This window comes from Clostridium sp. (assembly GCF_016650035.1).
Taxonomy (GTDB): domain Bacteria; phylum Bacillota; class Clostridia; order Clostridiales; family Clostridiaceae; genus Clostridium_AD.
Genome location: NZ_JAENWM010000099.1, coordinates 1 through 13,118, shown reverse-complemented (window position 1 = coordinate 13,118; position 13,118 = coordinate 1). Strand labels below are relative to the sequence as shown.

Here is a 13,118-nt window from a genome sequence, read left to right as displayed (position 1 = left end):
TTCATATTTAAATCTACCTTTCTGATTATCAACACCCCATTTGTACAATCTTATGAGGTATATTCTACACTATATTTTTGTATGTTTGGGACATAATCAAAAACGGTATACTAAGACATTATCATAAACGGATCATATAAACTAATAAATTATAGTTTTTTTTATTGACATTACAAATATTTAATGCTAAGATTTTCTTTAAAATCAAATATATTATTATTGTGAAGACGGAGATAACTATTTTTATAACCTTCAGTTACAGAGAGTCGATGTTTGCTGAAAATCGATACTGGATATAGAATACAAATCACTCCCGAGCTGCTTATCTGAATAAACTAAGATAAGCCGGTGAGCCCCGATAAAAGGCTTAGGTTTGTAAGAACCGAAAAGAGAGGTATCTTTTTTAAGATACAATAAAGGTGGTACCGCGATTTACACTCGTCCTTGAATTTATATTCAAGGACGAGTTTTTTTTTACAAAATATAATTCCAAAATGGAGGTTTAATATGTTAAACGCAGCAAAAGAATCATCATTAAATCAAGAACTAGAATTTCATCTTTCCGAAATTAAAAAGGCACAGACAAATTTAAAAGGTGTATCTAAAAAAACAGCCCTCATATATAGTGATGTTTTTAGTAACGAATCCCAAAATTCTGTTTATATCAAGCCTGAAAATCTACAAATTACTGGTGCATTTAAAATTCGCGGAGCTTACAATAAGCTTTGTACATTAACCCACTCTGAAAAAGAAAGAGGAGTAATTGCATCTTCTGCGGGTAATCATGCTCAAGGCGTTGCATATTCAGCACAAAAATTAGGTGTTTATGCCACCATTGTAATGCCTAAAACCACACCTCTAATTAAAGTCGAAGCCACAAAAAATTATGGAGCAAATGTAATTTTATTTGGAGATTGTTATGATGAGGCTTTTACAGAAGCAAAGCGATTACAAAAGAAGAATAATTATGTTTTTATACATCCTTTTGATGATTTAGATGTAATGTATGGTCAAGGAACTATCGCTTGTGAAATTATAGAGGAAATAGACGACATAGATTGTATTCTCGTTCCTATTGGTGGTGGCGGCTTAATTGCAGGCATTGCCCTTGCAGCAAAAGCGTTGAATCCCAACATTAAAATAATAGGTGTAGAACCAGAAGGTGCAAAAGCCATGAAGGAATCTATGGACAATAATAAAATAGTCCACCTATCGACAGTTCGCACTATAGCTGATGGTGTGGCTGTTAAAAAACCTGGAACGCTAACCTTTGATATTATAAGAAATTATGTAGATGAGATTGTAACAGTTTCCGATTTTGATATAATGGAATCCTTTCTTCTTCTTTTAGAAAAGCACAAGCTCATTTCCGAAGCTTCAGGCGCCTTATCATTTGCGGGGCTTAAAAAAATACGAGAAAAGGGAAAGAAAATTGCCTGTGTTTTAAGTGGTGGTAATATTGACGTTGTGACAATATCCTCCATGATAGATAGAGGACTGGTTTCAAGAGGAAGGCTATTCTGCTTTAGTATAGAAATGCCAGATATCCCAGGAGAGCTTGTCAAAGTCTCAACAATCCTTGCAAATGTAAACGCCAATGTAGTAAAGCTAGACCACAATCAATTTAAAACCAATGATCGCTTTATGCAAGTGCAACTTGAAATTACTACAGAAACAAATGGTCACGATCACGTAGCTACTATTATTGATGAATTAGACAAAGGGGGCTATAAGGTCCATAAAATATATTAATTTATGGACCAGTAGGTGAAGGCCTTAACCTTCACCCACTGCCTCCTAATATAAAATCTATTTGTCCCACATCAATAAAATAAAGTTCAAGTTAATTACCACATTATTATATTTTTAATACCCTAAAGCATCCATAATAATTAAAGCAGTGTCCTCTATAGCTCTTTGGGTAACATCAATCTTCAAGCACCTTGTTTTTTTCATTATACTTTCTGCATAATCTAACTCGTCTAATATTCTTTCATCATTCGCATATTGAAAACTAGAAGTAAGTCCGTTGTATTTATCCATTCTATGTTGCCTTATTTCAATAAGCACATAGGGATTTATATTAAGCCCTATAATTTTTTTGCTGGGAATACTATATAGTTCTTCTGGAACAGGTACCTCTGGCATTAAAGGTATATTTATCGCTTTTATGCCTTTGTTAGCTAAATACATACATAGAGGCGTTTTTGAAGTTCTTGAAACTCCAATAAGCACAACATCTGCATATTTTAATCCATTATAGTCCCTACTATCATCATATTGTATAGCAAACTCCATAGCTTCTATTCTTTTATAATACTCCTCATCCATATTCCAAATTGCTCCAGGAATATATTCTGGCTGCTTATCTAATAACTTAGCCGCAAGGCCTATTGCTGGTCCTAAAATATTTGATACAATTATTCCTTTTTCTGCACATCTTTGAACTAAAAATTCTTTTACATCTACCATAATTATAGTTGAAACAACCATTGCTTTGCAATTAGTGTCGATTTTGGCAATTAAATCATTAACATCCTCAGCTGTTTTAATATATGGTCTTCTCGTAACTACTGTACTACCTGGAAACTGGCTTGCTACTGATTTAGCTACAAGTTCTGCTGTTTCACCAATTGAATCTGATACCGCATATATTGTTAACACTTTTTTTAATCACCTACTTTCTTTTATATTTTATTATAACATTATTATACCATATAAAAACCATATTTTTCAAAGTATTCCTCTGTGTAAAAATCACTTTTTCTAATTACTAAACTACTATAATGTACGTTGATTGTCTGATATAATTTACCCATAAAAAACAATATAAATACAATTTATATTTAGTAGCTTTATCTACATAAAATTTTATAGTGAACCCATAGGATATAAATGGATTTTAGATAATTTCCAATATATTAGCTAAAAATATGATATAATGTATCTTAATGTCCTATCTATATTTGAAAATAGAAAGCATATTTATATGAATAATTGTTGGGAGTGACAAATAATGAAAAATACAATATTAACACCTAATGGACTTGAAAAATTAGAAAACGAATTAGAGATGCTCACAGGCGAAAAAAGAAGAGAGATAACAGCCGCAATTAAAGAAGCAAAATCACATGGTGATTTAAGTGAAAATGCAGAATACGATGCAGCTAAAGATGATGAAGCAACCAATAACGATAGAGTAATTAAGATTCAAGAATTGATTCGTAACTCTACAGTAGTAGAGGACTACAGTAATGATGGACATTTAGGTCTTGGTGGTCAAGCTGATATTAAATTTCTTGATACAGACGATACTGAAAAAGTACGACTAGTGTCTACTGTAGAGACTAACCCAGATTTAATGAATATAAGTATTGAATCCCCTCTGGGCATGGCAATATATGAAAAGGCTCTTGGAGAAACATGTACTGTTACATCACCACAAGGTAATTACGAAGTTCTTATAGAAAAAATTTACTAGTTATAAAAGTTAATGGATAGTGATATACATCACTATCCATTTTTTTCTATGCCAGTAATTGATTTACAAGAGGACTTACCTTTTTGCTCTCATACTTTCCTTTTAATTTGGGCATAGCAGCCTTCATAACTTTACCCATGTCTTTACTACCACTAAATCCATTTTCTTTGATAACTTCAAGGATAATAGCTTTTGCTTCATCATCAGTAAATTGTTTTGGCATATATACACTAAGCATTTCTATAGCAATTTCTGCTTCAGCTATGCTATCTGCTTTATTAGCCTGTTTCGCATAACCAAGAGTTTCATTTAACTGTTTGATGGTTTTTTCAATAATACTTATTAACTCATCTTCTGCAAGATCTCTCTTTAAATCCATTTCCTTATTTTTAACATCTGCCATTAAAGTTCTCATTGCAGTTAGTCTTATTTTATCTTTACTCTTCATGTATTTAATTACATCATCTTTTAGTGTTTGTTTTAACATATGAATCACCTCCATGCTAATTTTATCACCTTATGGAAAACATAACAAGTGTGAATTGTCTCATTTTCACCAAGCTATTGCTCAATCACCTTTTAATAATGATTATTGCAAATCACTAAGCAACAATCGAAAGTTACTTTCGTTTATATATATTTTATTTATTTGAAACTAAATGCTTTATTTTTAAGTCTAATACACGAAAATGAATATAGGGCACTTATTTAGTGCTCTAAGGGAGGGCTACATGCATGAATGATGAAGATTTAGTTAAGGCTGCTCAAAAGGGAGACGCCGAAGCTTTTTATAAACTTATCTTAAGTTGCAAGGACAAATTATATAATATAGCGTATTGTTATTTAAAAACCGAACAAGACACTCTTGAATCTATTCAAGAGGTAACCTGCAGGGCTTATGTAAAAATTAATAAACTTAAAGAACCTAAATATTTTATGACTTGGATAACTAAAATACTTATTAATTATTGCATTGATGAACAAAAGAGAAAAAACAAAATAGTTAATATTGAAGAACATCAAATTACAAATACTAAAGATGATAATACTGTGGATACCCTTACTCTTGAGTATAAACTTACTCTAGAAGATGCTATAGACAAATTAAATCCTAAGTATAAAGAAGTTATAATTCTAAAATATATTCAGGATATGACAACAATTGATATTTCAAGGGTAATGGCATGCCCTGAAGGCACAATAAAAACCTGGGTTTCCAGGGGTTTAAAACAATTAAAAGAACTATTGAATATAGGCGGTGATTTTAATGTTAGATAATGAAGAAAAACAATTAAAGGAACTTAGTGAGAAACTTAATAATACACCTAAACCTGATTGCATAGATGATTATATTAAACGAGGTATAAATCTAGGGAAGGTTAAAAAGAAAAAGACTAAAATAAGAATATATTCAAATGTAGCTGCATTAATAATTTTTATATTTTTTTCAGCTTCCATCCGTGTTTCGCCAGTTTTTGCTTCTTATATTAGTAAAGTGCCAGGACTTCAGTATTTAGTAAATTTAATAAATTTTGATAAAGGCATCAAAGATGCGGTTGAAAATAATTTTATACAAAATGTAAATATGTCACAGGAACATGAAGGTCTAGTCTTTACTATTAAGGACATAATTATTGATAATTCAAAGGCTATAATATTTTACTCCATTAAAAATAAAACTGATCACAAGTTTGTTAATATAGCTGACATCAAATTAAAGGATGATAATGGAAAAGTTGCGATCATGGGTACTAATTTTGATCTATTTGATAATCAGAATATGATGGATGAAAAGGAGCTACTTGGCAAGGTAGACTTTAATTTTAATGAAGAAACAATAATTCCAGATAGGCTTTTTATTGAAGTTAAATTACAAGATGAAGTTACAAATGAGAGTACCTCACAAGTTAAAAGATATATATTAGCTTCTACCTGGAAATATAATATCCCCATTGATAAAGAAAAGATTGAAAATATGAAAGAGGTTTATAATTTAAATCAAACCATTGAAATTGAAGGTCAAAAGATATTATTTAAAACGGTGACTATTACACCTACACAAATAGCTGCCGAAATAGAATATGATAAGAGTAATTCTAAAAAAATACTTAGGTATGATGATATTGAAATCGTAAATGAAAAAGGGGAAAAATGGGGCACAATAATGAATGGCGTAACTGGAACAAGGAAGGATGATGACCATGAGACATTATTTTTTCAAAGCAACTATTTCACAATGCCTAAAGAACTTTATATAAAGGGCAATGGCATAAAGGCACTAGATAAGGATAAATTAAAAGTCATAGTAGATGTGGATAAAAAAGTCCTATTAAAAACACCCGATGATAAATTAACCCTTAAGTCAGTAACTGCTAGAGGAGGAGAAACTATTCTAGAATTCGGGTTACTAAAGTATGATAATTCAGAAAAAGATAATGGATATATTTTTAAATTTGAATTTGAGGATAGTGAGGGTAATATAATTCATAATATAGGTTGTGGAACTAGCTCAAATATCGATGAACGACAAATTTATTATATTATACCAACAGATAGCAAATTTAAGAATCCTATTTCCCTAATTATAGATGATTACCCATCGCGAATTAATGGTGATTTCAAAGTGCAAATAAAATAAAATTCTTCATAAATACACAAAAACGGGCAACCCTTATGGGTTGTCCGTTTTGCCACTTGCCACGTGGGTGGCACCGGCACTGACAGTGACCACTGCTTTAAACAAATCTCCATCAATTTCAATACTAAGACTCCCACCTTGAAGTTCTAGAATGCTCTTAGCAATTGCAAGTCCGAGCCCAGAGCCTTCGGTATTTCTGGACTTATCTCCCCTTTTAAATCTTTGAAATATCTCACTATTATCAAAATCCATCTCATACGCGGAGATGTTTTTCATAGTTATAATTATATTATTATTCTCCTCTATTAAATCAATATATACTCTAGTTTTAGGCAATGAGTATTTTAATATATTATTTATGAGATTTTCGAATACTCTCCAAGTCTTTTGCCCATCTAAATTAGCATAAACCTTTTCTTTAGGTATCTTAACCTTAAATATTAGTGAAGAGCTATTAATTTTCTCATGAAGCTCTGCTAATGACTGCTGAAGTAGTGCAGTTACATCTACTTTTTCTAAATTAAGTTCCACCGCACCACTGGCCATTTTAGACGCTTCAAATAAGTCATCTATAAGCATTTTTAATCTCTGAGATTTTCTATCTAATACCTCTATATACCCTTTTGCCTGTTGATTTGTTAAATCTTCTTTTTTTAGTAAATCAACATAATTTATAATGGAAGTAAGTGGCGTTTTTAGATCATGAGACACATTAGTTATAAGTTCAGACTTAAGTCTTTCACTTTTTATCTCATTTTCCAAAGATTTTTTAAACCCAGCCTTCATATTATTTATGTTATGTGCTAGTTTAAAAAGGTCGCCTGCACCTTTTTCTTTTATAGTATAATTTAGATTTCCTGAAACTATTTCTTCCGTTCCCTTTAAAATATTTCCAAAAATTCTCATTATATTAAATTCATAAATTGATATAAATAACAAGTAAAATATTACATATGCTATTGATATTATTAGTACTATTAACGATCCGGACATTACTGCTATAAATGCTACTAGTATTGCTACGCCAACTAACAAAGTAAGTATAATAATACTTCTTACTTTAAACTTAGTACTTTGAGTAAGTGGACTCTCCTTCATATGTTTAGATAATTTATTAAAGATACATTGTTTTGCTTGTTCTCTAAACTCTTCTTTATTCTTATATAAATTATATGCCACCATAAAATTTATAATAAAGTAAAACATGTAAATAGCCATAATAGTAAGTATGTAAATATGCATATAATTATATGGTTTATAGAAAAACGTTACTCTTCTTGCATAAACACTCATTATGAGTGAGTAAATTACAAATATAAATATCCTCAAATCTAAGGGTACTTTATTGTACCAATTTATTAGTTTTTCAATAAGCGGCATTTCTTCTTTCTTTTTCTTAAATATATATGTTATCATCAGAAGTACTATAATAAATGACACAACGCCTATTACAGCCTCTTTTATAATTCTCTGTCTTACAGAATTATAATAAATATAACTGGTATATATATCGCTACTTTTTTCTATGTCCTTTGGAATAATAAAATATGCCTTACCGCTATTACCTAACCAATTATTTTTTATACTGTACAATGCATTGTTTTTTATATATAAATCTATATCTGAAACGTTTACTAAGTTCGTATCTATGTTTTTACCACTTGTTATGTAATATTTTATTAAACTTTTTTCCTTTACAGCATTTTTAATATCTTCATAGTCTTTTGTTTTATATGCTGCTATTTCCTTTTTCAAATCCTCTTGTGTTTTTGTGTTTTCCTTTCTAAATTCAGCAAGCTCTCTGTCTTTTGCATCTGTTATCCTAATAGTCTTTTCCTTATTACCCGCTTGTGCTGCTGCTAATAAATCGCTATCATACTTACTGTTTATTTCATATTCTCCGTTTGTAATATTTGAATCATACTCAGCTTTAGATGATATTAGTTCCTCTTTTGTCACCTTTTCATCATCTGATTTACTAGAATAATCTTTATATACTCCATTAAGTGCTTGTATATTATTAAAATATGAAAATAAATCAGTTTTAAATTCTATGCTAGTAAAATATGGCTCTGTTCTCAAATAATTTTTGTTACTCATAACGTCCGCTACTGACAGTCTTGAAAGACCAAACATATATGCACATATAATAAAAGCCACAATATATACATATTTATTTTTCGATTTTATATCCAATGCCCCACACCACCTTTAGATATTTAGGTTCCTTTGGATTTATTTCTATCTTCTCTCTTATTCTTCTTATATGTACTGACACAGTATTCTCACCATTGCAAAAGGATTCCCCCCAAACTCTTTCATATATCTGTTCAATGGAGAATACCCTACCCTTGTTTTCCATTAAAAGTTCCATTATCCCATATTCAATGGCTGTAAGACTCATTTCCTTTTCATCTACTGTTACCATTTTTGAGTTTTTATTTAATATAAGGCCGCGTACATTTATCTCATGTTCCTTAACTTTATAGTCTCCAAAATTTGTATATCTTCTAAGAGAAGACTTAACTCTAGCTATAAGTTCCATTGGATTAAATGGCTTTGTTATATAATCGTCTGCTCCTATATTAAGACCTAATATTTTGTCCGTATCCTCCGATTTAGCTGAAAGCATTATTATTGGGATGTTTCTAGTCTCCCTAATTTTAAAAGTGGTTTTTATCCCATCCATTCTAGGCATCATTATATCCATTAATATAAGATGAATTTCTTCTGTTTTTAAAATCTCCAAGGCTTCGATACCATCTATAGCTTGGATTACTCTTATTCCTTCATTTTTTAAATATATCTCAATGGCTTCCCTTATCTCGTATTCATCATCTACAATTAAAACGTTTTGCATAGTTATGATAATCACCCCTTACCTGTATTATACATGTTATTAGGAAAATCACACTATTACCCCTTTTTCATAAAGAATGAGAATGCGTCCTTGTCAAAACCATTGGATCTAGTTCTAACATTTATATTTCGAATATGATAAACATCATCATTATAATCTTTTGCTTGATTGTCAACTATATAGGCGTAATCGTAGTTTCCTTCTTTTACCCATTTCATGAATACATAGGTATGCGTAGGAAACCCACTTGTGCCACCATTGTTATCTGTGGTAAAACATATATCTCCAGGCGTTAAGTTTTCATAATCGCCTCGTTTTTCAAAACCCTTTTCCATAAATATAGATAGAATTTGTTCTGTATTACTTGTTTCCTTAGGGACATCAAAATTATTCCGCCTTAAAACTTCAGCTATAAAATAAACACAAGTATTTGCTGAACTACCTTCATTTAAATCTATTGCCGCACCATAGACCGCTCTCCGATTATTTTCACTCTGTAAGAAATTATATATATCTTTAGTTGCATAGGAATTACTTGATTTTATATCTAATTTGTTAATTACTACTATACTTATTATCACTAGAACAAATACCCTGAACCACACTTTTTTCATTTAAAATTCCCCCTTCAGCATCACTAACTATAAATAATTATACAAGCAACATATTACAAATTAACTATCATAATTATTACAAATTTATTAAGAAAATTAAATTGAATACTCATAGATGTTTTTTTCTTTGGATATTGGACTCCAATAATTAGTCTAAAAAAGGATAAGGCAGTTTATAAATTAAACTGCCTTATCCTTTTTTATTTTAATATCATGTAACTTTCATGTCCCCTTAACCGGATTATTTGTTTTTATACTCATTTTCTAATTTAGAAAATATGTAAGATATTACTAATGCAATTATCCCTACTACCAGGAATACTAATGTCTTAATTATAAAGTCGAAGGAATAGAAGTCTACAATCATTAATTTAACACAAGTTATAAGTGATAATATTAAACCGTATTTCCTTAATTTGGAATTATTTACCTTAAAGCCTATGAATACACTACCTAGCGCAACTATCATTAGTGAAATACTAAGCATTAATTGTTTGACTTCATACACTATATCCACTATAAAGCACAATCTAACCACTATATAAGTTGATAAAAATGCATAGATTAAAGTTTTATTGTTACTTAGTCTCTTAGTATCTATATAATCTTCAGTTAACATGGATACTAAAATGTAAACTGTAATTGCAATAGATAAATAAAATTCTGTTGTACCTACTAAACCTGCAAGTAAGCCAACTACTACCATCAGGCACAAGCTCACATAATTCATGCTTTTTATAGTATCATGTCTCAATATATCCACTTTGTTTATTATAACTGTGTAAATAATACATATAGCCAATGATATAAACACTATATATAATTCTATATCATAAAGTGAATCAGTGTATGCTATCATGCTCTGCACCCACCCTACTATAGCTAACATGTAAAAATATTTAAATATTATAACCCCTAATGTATTTTTAAGCTCTTTACTACCATATAAGATTCCAGCAAATAGTACTAGATAAACTACACTAATAGCTTCCTCTATAGTTATAAAGTAACCTAATATACATAGTACTATTAAACCTATTAAAGTATATTTTAAAATTTTATTCTTTTCTTTAATAAATAACAGTAATGTACCCCCGGTCAATAATGCTAAACATATAATATAACTGTCATATTTCTCAAAACCCATGTTTATAATTATAAATAAGGATGCTAATACAAAACCTGTATAACCAGTCCATCTGGCTTCTTTTTTTACTGTTAATAATATTGAAAGCCCTATTACACAATATACACCTAGAGGTAAATACGGAACATATGAACTAGTGAATAGTCCCAGTGCAGATAGTGGATATACAACTGATGTCACTAGCGGATATATTGCAAAATACAGTAATAATCCTATTGAGCTCAGTAAATTATTACCTTTTGCTGTACAAGTTATAACATATTGCACACTATACACAATAGTAGTTATTATTAAAAGAAGCACCAACACATTTTTATCAAGATTCACACCAATTATTAATGTGGAAACTAAAGCCAATATTGATGTATAAAATTCAAACGGTATGTTTATGTCCCTATTTTTAATATCTTGAAGAGGAAAATATATATTCATTACATGTATAATTGCAAGTATTACAACAAGAATATAAGATTGTTCTATTGATATTTTATCTATAGGTACTAAACATATATAGGCACCTACTAAAGTTACAATTCTAAGTAAATTGGATTCTTTTCTATAACTCAAATATATTGCTCCACCAGTTATAATTGTTGTGATAACTAATGCAAAGATACCAGTTATATTGTCTAATACTAAATAATTTATTATCACTGCAATATATAGTCCGGATATTCCCAGTGCCGTTATACCTTTAGAAAATTTATAGTTTTTCTTACTAAAGTAAAACTCTGAAGAAAGTAAAATTAGAATAGATACTAAAAATAAGACTATCCCCTTCATCTCATTTGACAGGAAGTTTACATAAACATATCTTCCAAATGTAGTAAGCGATATCAAAATTAAAATTATACCAACCAAATTTAATGCACTTACCCCCAATTTCAAGCCTTTTTCTCCTGTTTTCTTACTTTCAATTGATTGCTTCTCATATAAAGTCACATTTTCTACAGACTCTAAATCCTTACTATATTCTTGTGATTTTTTTTCATTTATAGCTTTTTCACTAGACATATTAGTTTTCGTTTCTAAGTTAAGTAGCTTACTTTCTAAGTCTTTTGCTAACTTAAATAAATCAGATATTTCCGTAACTAATCCTAAATTTTTAGCATCATCCATAATTGCAAGTGTACTTAATCTTTTTTTTATTATAGCAAACTCATTTCTAGCTATACATGGCATTGCAATGTTTTTATTATTAACCTTATCTATTAGGTGTTTGTTTTCTAAGTAAACTAACTCTTTTTCTTTTCTCTCTACAGTTTCTAAATCTAACAATATAAGACGAATTTCTTTATTTGTCTCCTCTTGTAATCTTAGATACTCATCAATACCCCTCACGTTTAATCCCCCCTAGTGAATAATTTATATATATGTATTATAACATGTGTTTCTATAAATTCTATTAGCATTATTCCTCTTATATAAATTTTAGTGCTTTCTTTATCCTCTTCAATTAAAAAGAAACTACCGAAAATACATTTCCGTAGTTCCTTTGATTTAGGTCTTAAATGTGATAATCACCTTTCATTACCTAGTTATTTTTTACCATTAAAAAATTTGTTCAAGAATCCTTTTTTGGTGTTCTTTTCTTCTTTTAAAAAAATATCCTTTTGTTTTTTCATGGTGGCGGTAAGTGTCTCCACAAGTTCTATATCATGCTCCTTTATAACTTCCGGTAAAGCTAAATAGGTTATACTCTTCTCTTGCTCTTGTTTAAACAAAATTTGTGTATTTTCAAACAATTGGTTAATCCCCTCAATTTGACCATCTTTAGTTAAAAGCTGCTCATCTTTTATATTTAATTGGGATATCAAAAATACAATATTCGTTTTTAATGTTTCAATCATATCGTCTTTTAATAGTTCTATTTCCACTGTAGCAGCGCTTTCTTCCTCTCCTGTATTGCTCTGGTTATATTTAAGGCTCTGTTTTATACTTTCTAGTCCATCCTCATCCACGTAAGCTTTTCCATTTTTTCTAATTATCAAAGGTTTAATTTCTTCTAATTTTAGTTTTGCATAAACTGTTACTTTGCTAGTATTTAATTTTTTGGCTATTTTTGTTACATCATATAACATTATTAATCACTCCCATTATTTGTAAATTAATATACTTATTCTACAATAATCTAAAAATTCCTTTTAATTAAAATTAAATAAATTTAATTAATTTCTTGTAAAATTTAGTAAGGATTTAATTAAGCAATTTAAATTATAAGTCATAATCAGTTTTTCATGTCAAGCATTTTTGAAAATGTCCCTAAATAAGTGAAACATTAGCACCAACAAATTGTTGGTGCTTTACTTTTTTTATATCATGATTTTGGGTAAATTTAATAGACCTAGTGTATGCTATACTTTTTTTGAAAGAAACAT

Annotated in this window: 11 protein-coding genes and 1 other annotated feature; of the genes, 4 read left to right on the top strand and 7 right to left on the bottom strand. The window is 29.6% G+C overall.

Annotated elements, in window-relative coordinates; translation table 11 throughout:
• The first annotated feature begins 215 nt into the window (after window positions 1-215).
• Window positions 216-449: a binding site (T-box leader), on the top strand.
• 58 nt (window positions 450-507) lie between these two features.
• Window positions 508-1,752 (top strand): threonine ammonia-lyase, encoded by a 1,245-nt coding sequence (gene ilvA / locus JJD95_RS17385; protein ID WP_291644328.1) that lies wholly within the window; start codon window positions 508-510, stop codon window positions 1,750-1,752.
• A gap of 114 nt (window positions 1,753-1,866) precedes the next feature.
• Here the strand turns inward: ilvA and JJD95_RS17380 are convergent, their stop codons facing one another.
• A complete protein-coding gene (locus tag JJD95_RS17380) occupies window positions 1,867-2,664 on the bottom strand; it encodes a pyruvate, water dikinase regulatory protein (protein ID WP_291644326.1) in 798 nt (265 codons plus the stop codon).
• A 352-nt stretch (window positions 2,665-3,016) separates the two neighbouring features.
• Here JJD95_RS17380 and greA point away from each other — a divergent pair, with 352 nt between their 5' ends.
• Window positions 3,017-3,481: a transcription elongation factor GreA gene (greA, locus tag JJD95_RS17375; RefSeq protein ID WP_291644324.1), complete on the top strand. Its 465-nt coding sequence runs from the start codon at window positions 3,017-3,019 to the stop codon at window positions 3,479-3,481.
• Window positions 3,482-3,527: 46 nt separating this feature from the next.
• On the opposite strand, the gene JJD95_RS17370 is transcribed toward greA, so the two are convergent.
• A complete protein-coding gene (locus tag JJD95_RS17370; RefSeq protein WP_291644323.1) occupies window positions 3,528-3,968 on the bottom strand; it encodes a GatB/YqeY domain-containing protein in 441 nt (146 codons plus the stop codon).
• 248 nt (window positions 3,969-4,216) lie between these two features.
• Between JJD95_RS17370 and JJD95_RS17365 the strand changes: the two genes are divergently transcribed.
• Together JJD95_RS17365 and JJD95_RS17360 are read left to right on the top strand one after the other, a co-directional pair.
• A complete protein-coding gene (locus JJD95_RS17365; protein ID WP_291644321.1) occupies window positions 4,217-4,759 on the top strand; it encodes a sigma-70 family RNA polymerase sigma factor in 543 nt (180 codons plus the stop codon).
• Window positions 4,749-6,119 carry a DUF4179 domain-containing protein gene (locus tag JJD95_RS17360; RefSeq protein ID WP_291644319.1) on the top strand — a complete coding sequence of 457 codons (1,371 nt, stop codon included), beginning with the start codon at window positions 4,749-4,751 and terminating at the stop codon, window positions 6,117-6,119. Before JJD95_RS17365 ends, JJD95_RS17360 begins: the two co-directional genes overlap by 11 nt.
• Window positions 6,120-6,152: 33 nt before the next feature.
• Here JJD95_RS17360 and JJD95_RS17355 read toward each other — a convergent pair whose 3' ends face one another.
• The 5 genes from JJD95_RS17355 to JJD95_RS17335 all read right to left on the bottom strand — a co-directional run bounded on the left by JJD95_RS17355 (window position 6,153) and on the right by JJD95_RS17335 (window position 12,821).
• Window positions 6,153-8,315 carry a sensor histidine kinase gene (locus JJD95_RS17355; protein ID WP_367114842.1) on the bottom strand — a complete coding sequence of 721 codons (2,163 nt, stop codon included), beginning with the start codon at window positions 8,313-8,315 and terminating at the stop codon, window positions 6,153-6,155.
• Window positions 8,293-8,985, bottom strand: a complete 693-nt coding sequence (locus JJD95_RS17350; protein ID WP_291644329.1) for a response regulator transcription factor — start codon at window positions 8,983-8,985, stop codon at window positions 8,293-8,295. Before JJD95_RS17350 ends, JJD95_RS17355 begins: the two co-directional genes overlap by 23 nt.
• A gap of 50 nt (window positions 8,986-9,035) precedes the next feature.
• A complete protein-coding gene (locus JJD95_RS17345; protein WP_291644316.1) occupies window positions 9,036-9,593 on the bottom strand; it encodes a hypothetical protein in 558 nt (185 codons plus the stop codon).
• A 241-nt stretch (window positions 9,594-9,834) separates the two neighbouring features.
• A complete protein-coding gene (locus tag JJD95_RS17340; protein WP_291644314.1) occupies window positions 9,835-12,081 on the bottom strand; it encodes a DUF2339 domain-containing protein in 2,247 nt (748 codons plus the stop codon).
• Window positions 12,082-12,278: 197 nt separating this feature from the next.
• Window positions 12,279-12,821 (bottom strand): hypothetical protein, encoded by a 543-nt coding sequence (locus JJD95_RS17335; protein WP_291644313.1) that lies wholly within the window; start codon window positions 12,819-12,821, stop codon window positions 12,279-12,281.
• Between the last annotated feature and the right edge of the window lie 297 nt (window positions 12,822-13,118).